Origin of the sequence: Streptomyces sp. NPDC006551 (assembly GCF_040611675.1) — a bacterium.
Taxonomy (GTDB): Bacteria; Actinomycetota; Actinomycetes; order Streptomycetales; family Streptomycetaceae; genus Streptomyces.
Map to the genome: position 1 here is coordinate 20,840 of NZ_JBEXOT010000034.1, position 17,749 is coordinate 38,588.

General features: G+C 71.3%; 14 protein-coding genes. 5 read left to right on the forward strand and 9 right to left on the reverse strand.

From position 1 onward, the window contains the following. Positions 1-17: 17 nt before the first annotated feature. From ABZY12_RS25395 to ABZY12_RS25405, 3 genes are all read right to left on the reverse strand, one after another. Positions 18-356: a P-II family nitrogen regulator gene (locus ABZY12_RS25395; RefSeq protein WP_101390346.1), complete on the reverse strand. Its 339-nt coding sequence runs from the start codon at positions 354-356 to the stop codon at positions 18-20. After that, the gene (locus ABZY12_RS25400; RefSeq protein ID WP_356894121.1) at positions 353-1,699 is read right to left on the reverse strand and encodes an ammonium transporter; all 1,347 of its coding nucleotides are present in this window, start codon (positions 1,697-1,699) and stop codon (positions 353-355) included. The genes ABZY12_RS25395 and ABZY12_RS25400 overlap by 4 nt, the downstream gene beginning before the upstream one ends. A 350-nt stretch (positions 1,700-2,049) precedes the next feature. Further along, positions 2,050-3,525, reverse strand: coding sequence for a hypothetical protein (locus ABZY12_RS25405; protein WP_356894123.1), 1,476 nt, complete (start codon positions 3,523-3,525; stop codon positions 2,050-2,052). Positions 3,526-3,940: 415 nt separating this feature from the next. Here ABZY12_RS25405 and ABZY12_RS25410 point away from each other — a divergent pair, with 415 nt between their 5' ends. Continuing rightward, positions 3,941-4,594: a bifunctional DNA primase/polymerase gene (locus ABZY12_RS25410; RefSeq protein ID WP_356894125.1), complete on the forward strand. Its 654-nt coding sequence runs from the start codon at positions 3,941-3,943 to the stop codon at positions 4,592-4,594. Positions 4,595-4,750: 156 nt separating this feature from the next. Here ABZY12_RS25410 and ftsY read toward each other — a convergent pair whose 3' ends face one another. Next, positions 4,751-5,983 (reverse strand): signal recognition particle-docking protein FtsY, encoded by a 1,233-nt coding sequence (ftsY, locus tag ABZY12_RS25415; RefSeq protein ID WP_356894127.1) that lies wholly within the window; start codon positions 5,981-5,983, stop codon positions 4,751-4,753. An 84-nt stretch (positions 5,984-6,067) separates the two neighbouring features. Here ftsY and ABZY12_RS25420 point away from each other — a divergent pair, with 84 nt between their 5' ends. Then, on the forward strand, positions 6,068-7,522 hold the full coding sequence (locus ABZY12_RS25420; RefSeq protein WP_356894129.1) for a cytosine permease: 1,455 nt from the start codon (positions 6,068-6,070) through the stop codon (positions 7,520-7,522). 67 nt (positions 7,523-7,589) lie between these two features. Next, entirely contained in the window at positions 7,590-8,561 is a 972-nt protein-coding gene (locus tag ABZY12_RS25425) for an LLM class flavin-dependent oxidoreductase (RefSeq protein WP_356894131.1), read from the forward strand. 49 nt (positions 8,562-8,610) lie between these two features. On the opposite strand, the gene ABZY12_RS25430 is transcribed toward ABZY12_RS25425, so the two are convergent. The 4 genes from ABZY12_RS25430 to ABZY12_RS25445 all read right to left on the reverse strand — a co-directional run bounded on the left by ABZY12_RS25430 (position 8,611) and on the right by ABZY12_RS25445 (position 15,233). Next, positions 8,611-10,044, reverse strand: coding sequence for a sugar porter family MFS transporter (locus ABZY12_RS25430; RefSeq protein WP_356894133.1), 1,434 nt, complete (start codon positions 10,042-10,044; stop codon positions 8,611-8,613). A gap of 204 nt (positions 10,045-10,248) precedes the next feature. Next, complete coding sequence (locus ABZY12_RS25435; RefSeq protein ID WP_356894135.1) at positions 10,249-14,166, reverse strand: AAA family ATPase; 3,918 nt, start codon at positions 14,164-14,166, stop codon at positions 10,249-10,251. Positions 14,167-14,343: 177 nt separating this feature from the next. Then, on the reverse strand, positions 14,344-14,559 hold the full coding sequence (locus ABZY12_RS25440; protein WP_356894137.1) for a hypothetical protein: 216 nt from the start codon (positions 14,557-14,559) through the stop codon (positions 14,344-14,346). Between the two features lie 392 nt (positions 14,560-14,951). Beyond that, positions 14,952-15,233 (reverse strand): acylphosphatase, encoded by a 282-nt coding sequence (locus tag ABZY12_RS25445; protein WP_158990922.1) that lies wholly within the window; start codon positions 15,231-15,233, stop codon positions 14,952-14,954. Positions 15,234-15,403: 170 nt separating this feature from the next. Here ABZY12_RS25445 and ABZY12_RS25450 point away from each other — a divergent pair, with 170 nt between their 5' ends. Both ABZY12_RS25450 and ABZY12_RS25455 read left to right on the forward strand, forming a co-directional pair. Further along, positions 15,404-16,342 carry a CAP domain-containing protein gene (locus ABZY12_RS25450; protein WP_356894140.1) on the forward strand — a complete coding sequence of 313 codons (939 nt, stop codon included), beginning with the start codon at positions 15,404-15,406 and terminating at the stop codon, positions 16,340-16,342. A 100-nt stretch (positions 16,343-16,442) separates the two neighbouring features. Further along, positions 16,443-16,835 (forward strand): helix-turn-helix domain-containing protein, encoded by a 393-nt coding sequence (locus ABZY12_RS25455; protein ID WP_356894142.1) that lies wholly within the window; start codon positions 16,443-16,445, stop codon positions 16,833-16,835. Positions 16,836-16,848: 13 nt separating this feature from the next. Here ABZY12_RS25455 and mutM read toward each other — a convergent pair whose 3' ends face one another. After that, on the reverse strand, positions 16,849-17,709 hold the full coding sequence (mutM, locus tag ABZY12_RS25460) for a bifunctional DNA-formamidopyrimidine glycosylase/DNA-(apurinic or apyrimidinic site) lyase (protein WP_356894144.1): 861 nt from the start codon (positions 17,707-17,709) through the stop codon (positions 16,849-16,851). Positions 17,710-17,749 lie beyond the last annotated feature (40 nt).

The following is a 17,749-nucleotide window of genomic DNA, read 5'->3' on the forward strand; positions in this document are numbered from 1 at the left end:
GGCTCCTATCCGTGTGCTTACAGTGCGTCCGGCCCGCGCTCGCCGGTGCGGACGCGTACGGCCGTCTCGACGGGCACGCTCCACACCTTTCCGTCACCGATCTTGCCGGTGCGGGCGGCCTTGACCACGACGTCGATGAGCTGTTCGGCGTCGTCGTCCTCGACCAGGACCTCGATACGGATCTTGGGGACGAGGTCGACGGTGTACTCGGCGCCGCGGTAGACCTCGGTGTGGCCGCGCTGGCGGCCGTAGCCGCTGGCCTCGGTGACCGTCAGGCCCTGGACTCCGAAGGCCTGGAGGGCTTCCTTGATCTCGTCGAGCCGGTGCGGCTTGACGACTGCGGTGATGAGCTTCATGCGTCCACCTTCTTGGTCTGCGTGACGGCGGGGGCGGGGGCGGCGGTGGAGCGCGAGGAGGCGCCGCCGCCGGCTCCGCTGAAGTCGTACGCGGTCTCGGCGTGCTCGACCTGGTCGATGCCGGAGACCTCGTCGTCCTCGCTGACCCGCATGCCCATCGTCTTGTCGATGATCAGCGCGAGGATCGCGGAGGCGATCAGAGAGTAGGCGAGGACGGCGAAGACGCCGATGGCCTGCTTGCCGAGCTGGTCGAGACCGCCGCCGTAGAAGAGGCCCTTGGCGTCGGACTGGACACCGCCGGTGGCGAAGAAGCCGACGAGCAGGGAGCCGATGACACCGCCGACGAGGTGGACGCCGATGACGTCGAGGGAGTCGTCGTAGCCGAACTTGTACTTCAGGCCGACGGCCATGGCGCAGACGAGGCCGGCGATGACGCCGACGGCGATCGCGCCGAGCGGGCTCACGGAGCCGCCGGCGGGGGTGATCGCGACCAGACCGGCGACCGCGCCGGAGGCGGCTCCGAGGGTGGTGAAGGAGCCGTGGCGGATCTTCTCGTAGGCCAGCCAGGCGAGCATGGCGGCGGCGGTGGCGACCTGGGTGTTGACGAACATCACGGCGCCGACGCCGTCGTCGTTGCCGAGCCAGGAGCCGGCGTTGAAGCCGAACCAGCCGAACCAGAGCAGCCCGGCGCCGAGCATGACCAGCGGGAGGCTGTGCGGGCGCATCGGGTCCTTCTTGAAGCCGACGCGCTTGCCGATGACGAGGATCACGCCGAGGGCGGCGGCACCGGCGTTGATGTGGACGGCCGTACCGCCGGCGAAGTCGATGACGCCCATCTCGAAGAGCCAGCCGCCGGAGCCCCACACCCAGTGGGCGACGGGGAAGTAGACGACGGTGACCCACAGGGCGATGAACAGGGCCCAGGCGGTGAACTTCACCCGGTCGGCGAGGGCGCCGCTGATCAGGGCCGGCGTGAGGATGGCGAACATCAGCTGGAAGACGGCGAAGACGTACACCGGGATGGTGTAGCCGTCCCACAGTTCGGTGACGCCGATGCCGCTGAGGCCGACGTACTCGGAGGACCAGCCGATGACCGATCCGGAGTCGGTGCCGAAGGCGATGCTGAAGCCGTAGAGCACCCACAGGATCGTGACGATCCCGAGGCTGATGAAGCTCATCATCAGCATGTTGAGGGTGGACTTGACGCGGACCATGCCTCCGTAGAAGAAGGCGAGGGCCGGGGTCATCAGCATGACCAGGGCGGAGCAGATGAGCATGAACCCGGTGTTGGCGGCGGACAGCTCGGGGGCGTCTGCTGCCAGGGTCGTGATGGCTGGTGCCATCGGCGTCTCCTCGTCGTCGGTACGGCCTGTGCGGGGGCGGGGCCGGAGAGCGGCTTCGGCCGTGAGGTTGGCCGGTTATGCGCCAGAGGTTGGCGCAGCGCGGTTTCCGTCGATGCCGCACGATGTTTCGACGCAGTGACGAAGGGAGGGGGCGTGTTACGCGACGGTGAACGGCTGTGTCACGGGAAGGTAACGCGCGTACCCTGCCCGCGGCTGTCCCGCGCCCGTCCGCGGACGTGGACCGGCCGCGGCAGTCGTCCCAGTGACCTTGCGGCGGGGGAGCCGAGTCGGGCGGTACGGGATGTCTGTCGCGGCCGGGGTTCGAAGGGCCGTGCGAGGGCGGCGGGGGGTCAGACCGCCTCGGCGGTCTCGGGCAGCAGGGCGGTGAGCCGGTCGGTGAGCCGGACGACCTCCGCGACGTCGCCGAAGTCGCGGGCGGCCGTGTCGACGGTCTTGCGGAGCCGGTTGTTGACCCGCTCGGAGCGGACCTTCTTGGCGACGACGAGCGCCTTCTCCGCGAGGCGGGCGGACTGTTCCGGCTCCCGCTTGAGGAGGTGCACGGTGGCCATGCCGATGAGGTTGAGTGCGTACGAACGCTGGTGCTCGGGGTCCTTCTCGAAGAGCTGGACGGCCCGCTCCATGACGGGTTCGGCGAGGGAGGCGTACGTCGGGGAGCGGCCGGCGACATAGGCGAGGTCGCGGTAGGAGTGGGAGTTCTCGCCGTTGAGCTCGGCCTCGGAGAAGAAGCGGATCCAGTCGGGCTCGGGCTCGCCGTCCAGGCCGACGTCGGCGAAGGTGTCCTCGGCCATGCGCACGGCCCGCTTGCACTTGCTGGGCTGGCCCATGTTGGCGTAGGCGCGGGCCTCCATCGCATACAGCATGGACTGGGTGCGGGCGGTGGCGCAGTCGCGGCTGCCGTACTGGGCGAGATGGATGAGTTCGAGGGCGTCGTCGGGCCTGCCGAGGTGGATCATCTGACGGCTCATCGAGGAGAGGATGTACGACCCGAGGGGCTTGTCCCCGGCCTCCTTGGCGGCGTGCAGGGCGAGGACGAAGTACTTCTGGGCGGTGGGCTGCAGGCCCACGTCGTAGCTCATCCAGCCGGCGAGTTCGGCGAGTTCGGCGGCGCACTTGAAGAGGCGTCGGGCGGTGGCGGCGGGCTGCGGCTCCTGGAGCAGGTCGGTGACCTCGTGGAGCTGGCCGACGACCGCCTTGCGGCGCAGGCCGCCGCCGCACTGGGCGTCCCACTGGCGGAACATGGCCGTGGTGGATTCGAGGAGGTCGAGTTCGCCGGTGGAGAGCCGGTGGGGGCGGCGGGTGTCGAAGGCCGGTTCGACGGGCTCGGGTTCGCCGACGGGGGTTGGTACGAGCCAGCGCTGCATGGGCTCGATGAGGGCGGGTCCGGCGGCGAGGGCCAGCGAGGTGCCGAGGAAGCCGCGGCGGGCGAGCATCAGGTCGCTGCGGGAGAACTCGCTCAGGAGGGCGACGGTCTGGGGCCCGGCCCAGGGCAGGTCGACGCCGGAGACGGAGGGCGACTGGTGGGCGGTGCGCAGTCCGAGGTCCTCGACGGCGACGACGGAGCCGAACCGCTCGGAGAACAGTTCGGAGAGGATCCGCGGGATGGGCTCGCGGGGCTGCTCGCCGTCGAGCCAGCGCCGTACCCGTGAGGTGTCGGTGCTGATGTGGTGCGCGCCCATCTGCCGGGCTCTGCGGTTCACCTGGCGCGCGAGTTCGCCCTTCGACCAGCCGCTGCGCACGAACCACGAACTCAGCTGCTCGTTGGGGCGCTTGCCGGCAGTCGTACCGTCTGCGCCGTTGCCGCCCACTGGAACGCCCCCATCCACATTGATGTCCTGTCGCGCGAAGCACTATCAGAATGCCGTGCGTCGCGGCTCCCGTCCGGGGCTTGCACCGCTTCGAACAGGGAACCGAGTTGCCTCCGGCATACCCACACGCAACGAATACTTGGGCTCGTGCACCGAAAGTAACCCTACGATCACCCGTCCGGGGGAGCGATTCAAGAAACGCCACCATTCGCCACCCCTTCGAATGAACTCGCCCGCCGCCGAACACGATTCACTTGACATGCGACGAACCCGGGTCGGCGGAGCGAAGCGCGAGGAGGCGCGCGCGGCGGTCCGCACCACCTCACTCGCGACCGCACACCCAGTGAGTGCGACGGAGCGTGACGACGGTACTCCGGGTCGTAACCACCCGCGCGTCCGACCCGTTGGAGGGGGCATGGGCTTCACGATCGGCGGCATGCGTGAGATGCGGTCCGGCGCACGCCGCCGCGTCCGCGGCACGGAGTGCACAGCGGTGGCCGAGTACACCGGACTGTGGGGCTGGGACGTCGTCCCGGGAGTACGGGCGGTCTCCGGCCGGTGCTCCTGCGGGGACGCGTCGTGTCCGGCCCCGGGGGCGCATCCGCTCCCGTTCGCCGAGGAGGTCCCGGCGGGAGCGGGTCTCGACGACGCGACCCGGACGTGGTCGCGGTACCCGGGCGCGGCGCTGCTGCTGCCGGTGGGCCGGTCCTTCGACGTGATCGAGGTGGCCGAGACGGCGGGCCGGCGGGCGCTGGTCCGGCTGGAGCGCATGGGGCTGCCGCTGGGCCCGGTGTGCGTGACGCCGACCGGGCGGGCGCAGTTCTTCGTGGCGCCGGGCGCGGCGGCGGAGCTGCCGGGGCTGCTGTACCGGATGGGCTGGGACGACGCCGATCTGGACCTGCGCTGCCCGGCCCCCGGTGCGCACATCACCGCGCCGCCCTCGGACCTCGGCGGCCTGGGCCCGGTCCGCTGGCTGCGCCCCCCGACCCTGGACACGGCGGGAGCGCCGCCGCAGGCGCGGCTGCTCCTGGGGACCCTGGCGTACATCTGCCACCGCACGCACTTCTAGCGGCGCTCGCGGGGCCCCTGCCCCGGGCCCACCCACGGGTGGGCCCGGTGAGACGCAGTCCGGACGCCCCCCACCGGAGGCCCGGCACCCGGACCACCCCTGCGAGGGCCCGGGCCCCGAGGCCCAGGCCCTCGCATGGCCCAGGTAGCCGGCCGCCTAGGCCTGGTCGCCGATCAGGGCGTCGACGAACGCGCCGGGCTCGAAGGGAGCCAGGTCGTCCGGGCCCTCGCCCAGGCCGACCAGCTTGACCGGGACGCCCAGCTCGCGCTGGACCGCGACGACGATGCCGCCCTTGGCCGTGCCGTCGAGCTTGGTGAGCACGATGCCCGTGATGTCGACGACCTCGGCGAAGACGCGCGCCTGGACGAGGCCGTTCTGGCCGGTGGTGGCGTCGAGGACGAGCAGGACCTCGTCGAGCGGGCCGTGCTTCTCGACGACGCGCTTGACCTTGCCGAGCTCGTCCATCAGACCCGTCTTGGTGTGCAGCCGGCCCGCGGTGTCGATGAGGACGACGTCGGCGCCCTCCGCGATGCCCTCCTTGACCGCGTCGAAGGCGATCGACGCCGGGTCGCCGCCCTCGGGGCCGCGCACGGTGCGGGCGCCGACGCGCTCGCCCCAGGTCTGGAGCTGGTCGGCGGCGGCGGCGCGGAAGGTGTCCGCGGCGCCGAGGACGACCGTGCGGCCGTCGGCGACGAGCACCCGGGCGAGCTTGCCGGTGGTGGTGGTCTTGCCGGTGCCGTTGACGCCGACGACCATGACGACGCCGGGGGTGCCCGGGGCGCTCTCGGTCTTCACCGAGCGGTCGAAGTCGCCGAGCAGCGCGACGAGCTCTTCGCGGAGCAGCGCGCGCAGCTCGTCGGGGGTGCGGGTGCCGAGCACCTTGACGCGCTCGCGCAGCCGCTCGACGAGCTCCTGGGTGGGGGCGACTCCGACGTCGGCGGTGAGGAGGGTCTCCTCGATCTCCTCCCAGGTCTCCTCGTCGAGGTGCTCGCGGGACAGCAGCGTGAGCAGCCCCTTGCCGAGCGAGTTCTGCGAGCGGGCGAGCTTGGCCCGGAGCCGTACGAGACGGCCCGCGGTCGGCTCGGGCACCTCGATCTCCGGGGCGGGGGGCGCCTCCGCGACGACGGGGTCCTCGAGGGCGGCCGGGGTCTCGACGGCCTCCTCGGCGGTCGGGAGGTCGACCTCCTCGATCGTGCGGCGTGGTTCTTCCCGCGGTGTCTCCGCCTCGTCGCCGACATGCGGTTCGGCGGGCGGAGCGGTGATGGTCGGCGTGGTGGACGGCGCCTCGGCCGGCGGCAGCTGCTTCTTCTTGCGGCCGCTGATCACGAGCCCGCTGGTCACGGCGACCGCGACGACGAGAGCGATGACTACAGCAAGGATGAGTTCCATAACCCGTCCAGTATCGGCCACGACCGGACCGAAGGAGGAGCACGTACGCTGGGTGGGTCCCCCACATCTGTACGGAGTACCCCCATGCCCCACGCCTCCGAAGCCGAAGGCGCGACGAACGACGGCGCGATGGAGACCCGAGGTCTCGAACCCGTCCCCGACGCCGAGCGCACGGGCCGTGTGCGCGAGCTTTTCCCGACCTGGGTCGCCGCCAACATCAGTGTGCTTCTTCTCACGATGGGCGCCGGCCTGATCGTCTTCAACGGTCTGAACTTCTGGCAGGTGCTGGTCGTCGCGATCGCGGCGCCGGTCCTGTCGTACGGGATCGTCGGGCTGATCTCGATCGCGGGGAAGCGCGGCGGCTCGCCGGGCATGGCGCTGTCGCGGGCCGTCTTCGGACAGCGGGGGAACCTCTTCCCCGGCTCGTTGATCTGGGTGGCCCGTTGGGGCTGGGAGACCATCAACGCGGTCACCGGCGCCTATGCCGTGCTGACCGTGCTCGACCTGCTCTTCGGGATCGAGTCGAACACGCTGCTGATCGTCGTCACGCTGCTGCTCTTCGTCGCCTGTACGTTCCTGGTCTCCGGGCTCGGCATCAACGCGCTGCGGGTGTGCAGCAAGTGGTCGACGTATCTGTTCGGCGCGTTCTCGGTGCTCGTGCTGGTCTATCTGATCGCCGACACCGACTGGTCGGCGGTCTTCGACAAGCCGGCCGGTTCGACGGCGATGATGATCGCGGGCATCGGCACCATCGCGGCGGGTGGCATCAGCTGGGTCCCCTCGGGGCCGGACTTCACCCGCTACCTCCCGCGTACCGCCTCCGCCAGGGCGATGGTCGGTTCCACGATCGGCGGCGCCGGGATCGTCGTCCTGCCGATGGTGCTGATGGGCGCGGTGATGGCGGTGGCGACGCCCGGTCTCGCCTCGGCGCAGGACCCGGTGTCGTTCATCGGCGAGCTGCTGCCGGCCTGGATCTCCGTCCCGTACCTGCTCATCGCGCTGATCGGGATGCTGCTGATCAACTCGATGTCGATGTACTCGGCCGGGTTCACCGCTCAGACGCTGGGGATCAAGGTGTCGCGCGCCGCGGCGGTCAGTGTGAACGCCGTGATCAGCCTGGTCTTCGGCTTCCTGCTGATGGTGGTGGCGACGAGCTTCATCGGTTCGTTCATCTCGTTCCTGACGCTGCTCGCGGTGGCGTTCTCCGCGTGGATCGGCGTCTTCGGCGTCGACATGCTGCGCCGTCGGTCGTACGACGGGGCGGCTCTGATGGACACCACGAGGACGAGTGCCTACTGGTACCGGGGCGGTTTCGCCTGGCAGGCGATGACGGCCTGGGCCGTGGCGCTGGTGGCGGGTCTGCTGTTCACCAAGGTCGACTGGTTCTCCGGCCCGCTGGCGTCCTCGTGGATCGGTGAGAACGGGCTCGGCTGGGCGGCGACGATCGTGGTCGCGGGTGCGCTGTACGCCGTGCTGCCGCGGACGTCCGCCGGGGTGCCGGCGGAGCCCGTCGAGGTCCGCGAGACTGTTTCCATCTGACGCTGCGTCAGATAACGTCCCCCTTCGCCGGCTTCCACGCTTGCCCGCCCGCGGAGGGGGACTTCCCATGCCCTTCACAGTCGTACGGTTCAACCTCGTCGATCCCCGCGCGACCCCCGAGTCCCTCTCGGAGCGCTACCGCGCCGCTCTCGCCATGGCCGCCTACGCCGACGGGCACGGGATCGACACGGTCCAGACCGAGGAGCACCACGGGGCCGCGAACAACTGGATCCCCTCCCCCTTCGCCTTCGCCGGCGCCGTGTTCGGGGCGACGAGGAGGATCGCGGTCACCGTGTCCGCCGCCATCGGTCCGCTGCACGACCCGCTGCGGCTGGCCGAGGAGATCGCGGTCCTCGACCTGCTGAGCGGGGGCCGGCTGGTGACGGTGGCGGGCATCGGCTACCGGCCCGAGGAGTACGAGGAGCGCGGGGTCGACTGGGGCCGGCGCGGCAAGCTGCAGGACCTGCTCCTGGAGACCCTGCTGCGGGCGTGGTCCGGTGAGCCCTTCACGTATCAGGGCCGTACGGTACGGATCACTCCGCGGCCCTTCACCCAGCCGCATCCGCTGCTGCTGGTGGGCGGCTCCTCTAAGGCGGCGGCGCGGCGGGCGGCCCGGCTGGGCCTGCCGTTCTTCCCGAGCGCCCATCTGCCCGAGCTCGAGGCGTACTACCAGCGGCTGTGCGCGGAGTACGGCACGGAGGGCTGGACGATGATGCCGGCGCACCAGACGCCGCTGCTGCATCTCTCGGCGGACCCGGACCGGTCCTGGGAGCTGTACGGGGAGCATTTCCTGCACGAGGCGCGGACGTACGCCTCCTGGCAGTCGAAGGACATCCGCTCGGCCGTGCGGTCGACGGCGACGACGGTGGCGGGGCTGCGCGCGGAGGGGGTCTACCGGATCGTCACGCCGGAGGAGTGTCTGGCTCTCGGGCTGGACAGTCTGGTGCTGCATCCGCTGTGCGGCGGGATGCCGGTCGACGAGGGCTGGCGGAGTCTGCGGCTGTTCGGGGAAGACGTACTGCCCCGGCTCGGGGCATAGGGCCCTGAGCCGGGGCAGTTCTCGTGATCGAGGAGAGGGGCAGCGGGGATTAGCCCATCTCCTCCAACGCCTTGCCCTTGGTCTCCTTCACGTACCGCAGCACGAAGGGGATGGAGAGCACGGCGAAGACCGTGTAGATGATGTAGGTGCCGGAGAGGTTCCAGTCCGCGAGGGACGGGAAGCTCGCGGTGATGGCCCAGTTGGCGATCCACTGCGCGGAGGCGGCGACGCCCAGGGCGGCGGCGCGGATCCGGTTGGGGAACATCTCGCCCAGGAAGACCCAGACCACCACGCCCCACGAGAGGGCGAAGAAGAGCACGAAGACGTGGGCGGCGACGAGCGCCACGACGCCCTCGGTGCCGGGGAGCTTGCCGTCGACGAGGTCGGCGGAGAAGGCCCACGCCTCGAAGGCGAGGGCGATGGCCATGCCGATGGAGCCGACCAGCGCGAGCGGCTTGCGACCCACACGGTCGACCAGGACCATCGCGATCACCGTGCCGACGATGTTGATGATCGACGTGGTGAACGAGTAGAAGAACGAGCTGGACGGGTCGATGCCGACCGACTGCCAGAGCGTCGCGGAGTAGTAGAAGGCGACGTTGATGCCGACGAGCTGCTGGAAGACCGAGAGTCCGATGCCGACCCAGACGATGGGCAGCAGCTTGAAGCGGCGGCCGGTGGCGAGCAGGTCCCTGAAGGTGGACTTGTGCTCCCGGCGCATGGCCAGCTCGATCTCGGCGACGCGGTGGTCGAGGTTGACGCTGTGGCCCTCGACCTCGGCCAGGACCTCCTTGGCCCGGTCGACCTTGCCCACGGAGATCAGGAAGCGCGGGGACTCGGGGATGGCGAAGGAGAGCAGCCCGTAGAGGACGGCGGGGACCACCATCACGCCGAGCATCCACTGCCAGGCTTCGAGGCCGCCGATCTCACCGCGCTGGTCGCCGTCGGCCAGCTGCAGGATGCCGTAGTTGACCAGCTGGGAGATGGCGATGCCGATGACGATGGCGGCCTGCTGGAAGGAGCCGAGGCGGCCGCGGTAGGCGGCGGGGGCGACTTCGGCGATGTACGCGGGGCCGATCACCGAGGCCATGCCGATGGCGAAGCCGCCGACGATCCGCCAGAAGGCGAGGTCCCAGAGGGCGAAGGGCAGGGCCGAGCCGACGGCGCTGATGGAGAACAGCACGGCGGCGATCTGCATGCAGCGGATGCGGCCGATCTTGTCGGCCATCCGGCCGGCGGTCGCGGCGCCGATGGCACAGCCGATCAGGGCGATCGCGATGACCTGGGCGAGCGTCCCGGAGCCGATGTCGTACCGGTCCCGGATGGCTTCGACGGCGCCGTTGATGACGGAGCTGTCGTACCCGAAGAGGAAACCGCCCATCGCGGCGGACGCCGTGATGAAGATGACGTGGCCGAGGTGGTCCGGGTGGGCGGCTCGGCCTTCGGAAGGCGGCGGCGTGGGCGCCTGCGCGGTGCTGGTCACATGGACTCCTGGAGGCTCCGGCAGCGTCGCCGGGGCATGGGGGGCGAGCCCTTCAAGTGGCGCACAACTTCCCGCCGCCCACCACTTGAAGGTAAAAGCAACGTTGCAGAGACTATTCCTTCAAGTTTCGAAGTCAAGACTTGTTCTCTTGTGAATTTGAGACAACGGCGCGTCATCTTGCGTTCAAGTCTTGAATGACTAGGGTCAGCGCAGCCGCTGGCTGATGACCTTCGATACCCCGTCGCCCTGCATGGAAACGCCGTAGAGGGCGTCCGCGACCTCCATGGTCCGCTTCTGGTGGGTGATCACGATCAGCTGCGAGGACTCCTGGAGCTCCCGCATGATCCGGATCAGCCGCTGGAGATTGGTGTCGTCCAGCGCCGCCTCCACCTCGTCCATCACGTAGAACGGGCTGGGGCGGGCCTTGAAGATCGAGACCAGCATCGCCACGGCGGTCAGCGAGCGCTCGCCGCCGGAGAGCAGCGAGAGCCGCTTGACCTTCTTGCCCGGCGGGCGGGCCTCCACGTCGACGCCGGTGGTGAGCATGTTGTCGGGGTCGGTCAGGACCAGCCGCCCCTCGCCGCCCGGGAAGAGACGTGAGAAGACGCCCTCGAACTCCCGGGCGGTGTCCCGGAACGCCTCGGTGAAGACCTGCTCGACGCGGACGTCGACCTCCTTCACGACCTGAAGGAGGTCGGCTCGCGTCTTCTTCAGGTCCTCCAGCTGCTCGGAGAGGAACTGGTGGCGTTCCTCCAGCGCCGCGAACTCCTCCAGAGCCAGCGGGTTCACCTTTCCGAGCTGCTGGTACGCCCGCTCGGCGGCCTTGAGCCGCTTCTCCTGCTCCGAACGGACGAAGGGGCGCGGCTGATTGCGCGGGTGCTCCGGGTCCTCGGGAAGCTCCTCGCCCTCGGCGGGCGGCGACGGCGGTACGAGCTGGTGGGGGCCGTACTCGGAGACCAGGCCGGCCGGCTCGACGCCGAGCTCCTCCAGGGCCTTGGTCTCCAGCTGCTCGATCCGCAGCCGCTTCTCCGCACCGAGGACCTCGCCCCGGTGGACGGAGTCGGTGAGCTTGTCGAGCTCGGCCTTCAGGTCGCGGCCCCGGGCACGGGCGGCCGCCAGGCCCTGCTCTCGGGCGCCCTTGGCGGCCTCGGCCAGGGCACGCTCCTGCTCGGCGCGGACCAGGGAGACCTCGATGTGGGCCAGCAGCTGCCGGGCTCCGGCGGCGACGGCGGCGGCGACCTCGGCCTCGTGGCGCAGCCGGGCGCGGCGCTGCTCCGCACGCGCGCGTGCCTCGCGTTCGGCGCGTGCTCCCCGGTCGAGCGAGTCGGCGCGGCCGGCGAGACCCTTGACCCGCTCCTCGTGGGTACGGAGCTGAAGCCGGGCCTCCATCTCCGTCTGGCGGGCGTTGGCGCCGTCGGCGGCGAGCCGGTCGCGCACGGAGGTGTCGGGCTCCTCGTCGGCCGGGGCCTCCTCGGCGACGAGGAGCCGCTCGGCGAGCTCTTCCGCCTCGTACAGCGCCTTCTCCAGGGCCTCCTGCGCGCGGGCGGCGGCCGCGGCGGTCCGCTCGGCCTCGCCGGCGGCGCCGCGGGCCTGGCCCGCGAGGCGGCCGAGCCGCTGCGCCACGGCGGACTTCTCGCGGTCGGCGGCGCGGCGGCGTTCGGCCAGCTCCTCGACGAGCGCGGCGGCGGCGCGGCGGCGTTCGGCGGCCTCCTGCTGGGCCAGCGCCAGCGCTTCGCAGCGCACGTCGAGCTCCGCCAGCTCGGCGGCGGCCTCGTCGACGGACGCCTGCACTTCGAGCAGACTCGGCGCCCCGGCGGAGCCGCCCTGCGCGAAGTGCGCCCCGAGCAGGTCCCCTTCGGCGGTGACAGCGGTCAGCCGCGGCCGGACACGAACGAGCTCCTCGGCCTCCTCCAGGCTCCCGACCACCACGATCCCGTCGAGCAGGCGCCGCACGGCACCCATGATCTCCTCGGGCCCGCGCACGAAGGAGACGGCGGGCGTGCGACGCAGCGCGGGGCCCGGGTGCGCATCCTGCGTGGCGGCGCCGTGGGCGCGGGGCTCCCGTCCGGCGACGACGCCGTCCGCCTCGCGCGCCGCGAGGCCGTCGTGCGCGTCCCGCGGGGCGAGGCCGTCGCCCGGCTCCGCCGCGACGGGGCGATGCGCCTCCGGCGATGCGAAGCCGCCGAATGCGTCCCGGGAGGCGAGGCCGTCGCCCGGCTCCGCCGCGACGGGGCCCTGCGCGCCGGCCTCCCGTCCGCCGGCGGGGTCGTACGTCTCCGACGCCGCGAGGCCAGCGCCGGCTGCGGCGTCCGGCCGGTCCTCGGGGGCCATGGCCGTGCGTGGTGACGGAAAGCCGCCGTGCGCGCCCTGGCCGATGTCGGAGTCGACGGCCTCGTGGGCCTCCGCGCCCGTGAGCAGCAGGGACGCGCGGCCGGCGTCCTGCTTGCGTAGCAGGCGCAGCGCTTGGGCCGCCGAGGCGGGGCCCGAGACGGCGATCGCGTCGGCCGCGGCGCCGAGGGCGGCGGCGACGGGAATCTCGTACCCGGGTGTGACCGTGAGGAGTTCCGCCGCGGGGCCGAGGAGGCCCTCGACGATGTCCTGGGCGGCGAGCAGCGCACCGGTCCCGTCCTTGCGGCGAAGGCCCAGGGCCAGGGCCTCGTGCCGGGCGCGGGTCGCCGCGCGGCTGCGGTCGGCGGCGGTGGCGGCCTCCCGGGCGGCCGTCAGGGTGGCCTCCGCCTCGGCGAGGTCCCGGCGGGCGGCCTCGTACCGCTCTCCCAGCTCGGTGTCGTCCGCGTCGAGCCCGTCGACCTCGGCCTTGAGCTGCTCGTACTCCTCCTGAGCCTGGGTCGCCCGCTCCCGCGCCTCGTCGCGCGCGGCCGCGAGCCGGTCGATCTCGGCCTGGGCGGACGCGGCACGCGAGCGGGCCGCGTTGACCTGGCCGTGCAGCCGGGCGAGCCCCTCGCGCCGGTCGGCGATGGCCCGGGCCACGTCCTTGAGCCGTCGCTCCTCCACCGCCAGCTCGCGTTCCAGCTCGGCGCGGTGCGCGACGGTGTCCTCGAGAGCCCGCTCGGCCGCCTCCAGCGCGGCCTCCAGTTCGGCCTCCTGCTCGCGGATACGGGCCGCCTCGCGCTCCATGTCCTCCGGATCGCGTCCGCGACGCTCCTCCGGCGGCTGGGCGGTGGCGCTCTTCACGCGCGCGTCGGCGAGCGAGACCGTGCCGCGCACCCGCTCGGCGAGCTGGGAGAGTTCGTACCAGGTCTGCTGGGCCCGCTGAAGGCGCGGGGCGAGCCGCCGCACCTCGTCCTCCAGGTCCGCCTCCTTGGCGAGCGCGGCCCGCAGCTCGGCCTCGGCGCTCTCCTTGCGTTCCTTGAGCGCGGCCTCGTCGGCGACCTCGGCCTTCAGCGCCTCCTGGAGCCGTACGAGATCGTCGGAGAGCAGCCGCAGCCGCGCGTCGCGCAGGTCGGCCTGGATGACCGCGGCGCGGCGGGCGACAGCCGCCTGCCGGCCGAGGGGCTTGAGCTGGCGCCGCAGTTCGTCGGTGAGGTCCTGCACGCGCGCGAGGTTGGCCTGCATCGCGTCCAGCTTCCGCAGCGCCTTCTCCTTGCGCTTGCGGTGCTTGAGGACGCCGGCCGCCTCCTCGATGAAGGCGCGACGCCCCATCGGGTCGGCGTGCAGGACGGAGTCGAGCTGTCCCTGGCCGACGATCACGTGCATCTCGCGCCCGATGCCGGAGTCGGAGAGCAGGTCCTGGATGTCGAGGAGCCGGCAGGTGTCGCCGTTGATCTGGTACTCGCTGCTGCCGCCCCGGAACATGATCCGGGTGAGGGTGACCTCGGCGTAGTCGATGGGCAGCGCGCCGTCGGAGTTGTCGATGGTCAGCGAGACCTCGGCGCGGCCGAGCGGCGGCCGCCCGGTCGTTCCGGCGAAGATGACGTCCTCCATCTTGCCGCCGCGCAGCGACTTGGCGCCCTGCTCTCCCATGACCCAGGACAGCGCGTCCACGACGTTGGACTTGCCGGATCCGTTGGGGCCCACGACACAGGTGATTCCGGGTTCGAACCGCAGCGTGGTGGCGGAGGCGAACGACTTGAAACCGCGGAGTGTCAGGGCCTTGAGATGCACGCCCCCGGACTCTACCCGGGCGCGTGCGTTTCGCCCCTGAAGGTGCAGGGCACACCCTCACTCAAGACAAGGGGTGGGACATGGGGGACGCAAGAAAGAAGGGACGCCGAAGCGTCCCTTGCATATCTGGCTGTGCCAGCGAGAGTGTTTCTCACCTGGCCCCTGCGGGCTGGGACATCAGGTGAGCGCAGGCTCCGCCTGGGGTACGTCGAGGTCCATGCGGTCGAGCAGCGACTCTCCGTGCTGTGCGGCGGCAGCGTTGAGCGCGTCGTTCTCGGACTGAATCCGTACAAGCTCGGACTCGAGGTCCTGGACGCGCTGCTGAAGCCGTCGCATCTCGGCGAGGAGTCGCGGGTCGGAGCCGCCGACGTAACCGAGAAGCGCCTTTGCCATGATGGATGGTCCTCCACAATGAGTGACCGACCGATGCGGTGTGGGTCGTGAGGGATTCGCACCCGCGGTGCTCGGCAGTACTTCTTGTCGTGCCGGTTCTCACTGCCAAACAGCTAAGGTGCGCGGGGCTTCCAGAGTCTCACCAAAAAGTTTGACGGTCAACACGATCACGCCCCGCATCAAGGGGCGACCGGGGGGCCACGGCCGCAGAACATGCGGCGGGCCTCGCGACATCGGTGCCTCTGGGGCTGTGGAGATCATCCTTCCTCGTGCGGCCGGACAAGGCAAGCCCTTCTCGGCAACCACCTGGTCATTTCCCCGTCAAGGGATGTTGCTCGAACGTCCGCCCGGCGGTCGGGCGGACCACCGGGCGGAGTGGGCGAAAACGATCGTCAGCGGATCGCGAAGCCGTCGTAGCCGCCGCGCGGGGTGTCCCAGATCTCAGTGACTCCGTCGACGCGCCCGGGTGTGTCGTCGGAGCGGAGCCAGTCGAGCAGACGGTGGCAATTCTCACTCGGCCCTTCGGCGACGACCTGCACCCGTCCGTCGTCGAGATTGAGCGCGAATCCGACCAGGCCGCCGATCTCCAGCGCGTTTGCCCTGGTGAACCAGCGGAAGCCCACTCCCTGTACTCGGCCGCGCACCCAGGCGGTGAGCCGTACGTCTTCGTTCATGGCTGCACGCTAACGGGCCGATCACCGCGGAAGGGCACCGCCCCCGCGCGTCATGGCGTACAGTCCCGACCGAATGAGACTCACCCACATGGGCGAGTCCCCTTCGACAGGCTCCACAGAAGCAAAGATCAGCAAAGAGCACAGCACAGGTCGTCAGGAAGGCAGAGCAGATGGGACGCCATCGTCGCTCCGGCGCCGCGCCCGCCGCAGAAGGCTACGCGGCGGACGGGGACCGCCGGCACAGGGGTGCCCGCCCCAAGAAGCGGGGCGCGCCCGTGCGCACCGGGCTGCTCGGCGCCTCCGCCGCCGTGGCGGTGGGCGCGGTCGCCGTCGCCTCGGGTCTGCTGCCGGGTGGGGACACGTACACCGTCGGCAGCGCGGGCTCGGGCGAGACCCGGTCGCACTCACAGCCCCAGTCCCAGCAGGCTCCTGAGCTGACGACGCAGGGCGGCGCCTCGGCGACACCGTCCGACCGGTCCTCCTCCCCCACGGCGAGCGCGAGCAAGGGTGCGGGTACGGGCGCTGCCGGGAAGAGTGCCTCGCCGTCGGCGAAGGCGTCGGCGAAGCCGTCGCCCACCCCGTCGAAGACGACGGCCTCCCCGACGCCGAAGAAGCCCTCCCCTCAGCCGTCGAAGACGGTGAGGACGGCGAAGCCCAAGCTCAAGCCGAAGCCGGCGCCCACGACCGAGAAGCCGGTCGTGCGGACCGAGGCCCCGGCGCCGGTGAGCCGTGACGCGGCCACCGCGGCGGAGGTGGTCCGCCTGGTCAACCAGGAGCGGGCCAAGGTCGGCTGTGTCCCCGTGCGCTCCGACGCGGAGCTGGCGGAGCTGGCCGACGCCTTCAGCGAGGACATGGCACGGCGCGGCTTCTTCGACCACACGGACCCGGACGGCGCGACGCCGTGGGACCGAGCGGCCAAGGCGGGCATATCAGGCATGGGCGGTGAGAACATCGCCCGCGGGCAGGTGGACGCCGCGGCCGTGATGTCGTCCTGGATGAACAGCGACGGCCACCGCGCGAACATCCTGAACTGCGACTACAAGTCGCTGGGCGTCGGGGTGCACTTCGCGGACGGCGGCCCCTGGTGGACCCAGGACTTCGGCTTCTGAGCCGTAGCCGCCCTCGGTGAGAGCGCCGGCCACCTCTCCGGAGCGCAATCCCTGAGTGAGCGCACTCCTGGACGCAGCGCTTCGCGCGTATCGTGGAGGGATGACTGACGACCTCGTGTTCGACGTGTTCGCCCGGGCCTGCGCCTCGCGCGAGACGTTGGAGCATGTGACCGGGCGCTGGGGTTCGCTCACCCTCGGGGCGCTGTACGAGGGCACGTTCCGCTTCAATGAGTTGCGCCGCCGGGTCGATGGCGTGAGCGAGAAGATGCTGGCGCAGACCCTGCATGCGCTGGAGCGTGACGGGCTCGTCCACCGCGAGGCACAGCCGACCAATCCGCCGCGGGTGGACTACCGGCTGACGCCGCTGGGCCGGGAGATCGCGGAGCAGCTGCGCCGGCTGATCGACCTGGTCGAGGGGCGGATGCCGCAGGTGCTGTCGGCGCGCGAGAGCTACGACGCGGCGCGCGTGCCGAGCGTGCCCGTCGCGACGTGACGCCCGGCGCTCCTCAGAGGGTGGCGCGCGGCGGGCGCTGGCAGCGCGGGCAGAAGTAGCTGGACCTGTTCATCCAGGGGCGGCGGCGCATCGGCGTACCGCAGCGCCGGCACGGCTCGTCCTCGCGGCCGTACGCGTCCAGGGAACGGTCGAAGTAGCCGGATTCGCCGTTCACGTTGACGTACAGGCTGTCGAAGCTGGTCCCGCCGGCCGCGAGCGCCGCGTTCATCACGTCGCGTACATGGCCGAGCAGCTCGGCCGAGCGGGGGCGGGTCAGGCTCGCGGTCGGGCGTTCGTAGTGCAGCCTGGCCCGCCACAACGCCTCGTCGGCGTAGATGTTCCCGACCCCGCTGATCAGCGACTGGTCGAGCAGCGCGCGCTTGATGGTCGTACGGCGCAGGCGCAGCGCGGCCTGGAAGGCGGCGTCGTCGAACGCCGGGTCCAGCGGGTCGCGCGCGATGTGGGCGATGACGTCGGGCAGGCCGTCCGGCGTGTTCTCGTGGAGCGAGAGTCCGCCGAAGGTCCGCTGGTCGACGAAGCGCAGCTCGGTGCCGAGATCGTCGTCGAAGCGGACGCGGATGCGCAGATGCTTCTCGTCCGGCGCCGTCTCCGGCTGGACGAGCAGCTGGCCGCTCATGCCGAGATGGCCGAGGACGGAGGCGTCGGAGTCGGCGAGCGGGATCCAGAGGTACTTGCCGCGCCGCCGGGCGGTCCCGAACCGGTGCCCCTTGAGCCGCGCGGCGAAGTCCTCCCCGCCGGCCGGGTGCCGCCGCACCGCCCGTGGATGCAGGACCTCGACCTCGCCCACGGTCCGCCCGGCGACCCAGCGCTCGAGACCGCGCCGCACGACCTCGACCTCGGGCAGCTCGGGCACGGGGCTCCTCCGGAAGGGGTACGGGAAACGATGTCCGAAG

Coding starts and splice junctions, on each gene's coding strand:
- ABZY12_RS25420 (WP_356894129.1), top strand. CDS start 6,068: ATGCCCCACGCCTCCGAAGCCGAAGGCGCGACGAACGACGGCGCGATG.
- ABZY12_RS25425 (WP_356894131.1), top strand. CDS start 7,590: ATGCCCTTCACAGTCGTACGGTTCAACCTCGTCGATCCCCGCGCGACC.
- ftsY (WP_356894127.1), bottom strand. CDS start 5,983: ATGGAACTCATCCTTGCTGTAGTCATCGCTCTCGTCGTCGCGGTCGCC.
- ABZY12_RS25400 (WP_356894121.1), bottom strand. CDS start 1,699: ATGGCACCAGCCATCACGACCCTGGCAGCAGACGCCCCCGAGCTGTCC.
- ABZY12_RS25440 (WP_356894137.1), bottom strand. CDS start 14,559: ATGGCAAAGGCGCTTCTCGGTTACGTCGGCGGCTCCGACCCGCGACTC.
- ABZY12_RS25395 (WP_101390346.1), bottom strand. CDS start 356: ATGAAGCTCATCACCGCAGTCGTCAAGCCGCACCGGCTCGACGAGATC.
- ABZY12_RS25410 (WP_356894125.1), top strand. CDS start 3,941: ATGGGCTTCACGATCGGCGGCATGCGTGAGATGCGGTCCGGCGCACGC.
- ABZY12_RS25455 (WP_356894142.1), top strand. CDS start 16,443: ATGACTGACGACCTCGTGTTCGACGTGTTCGCCCGGGCCTGCGCCTCG.
- ABZY12_RS25450 (WP_356894140.1), top strand. CDS start 15,404: ATGGGACGCCATCGTCGCTCCGGCGCCGCGCCCGCCGCAGAAGGCTAC.
- ABZY12_RS25445 (WP_158990922.1), bottom strand. CDS start 15,233: ATGAACGAAGACGTACGGCTCACCGCCTGGGTGCGCGGCCGAGTACAG.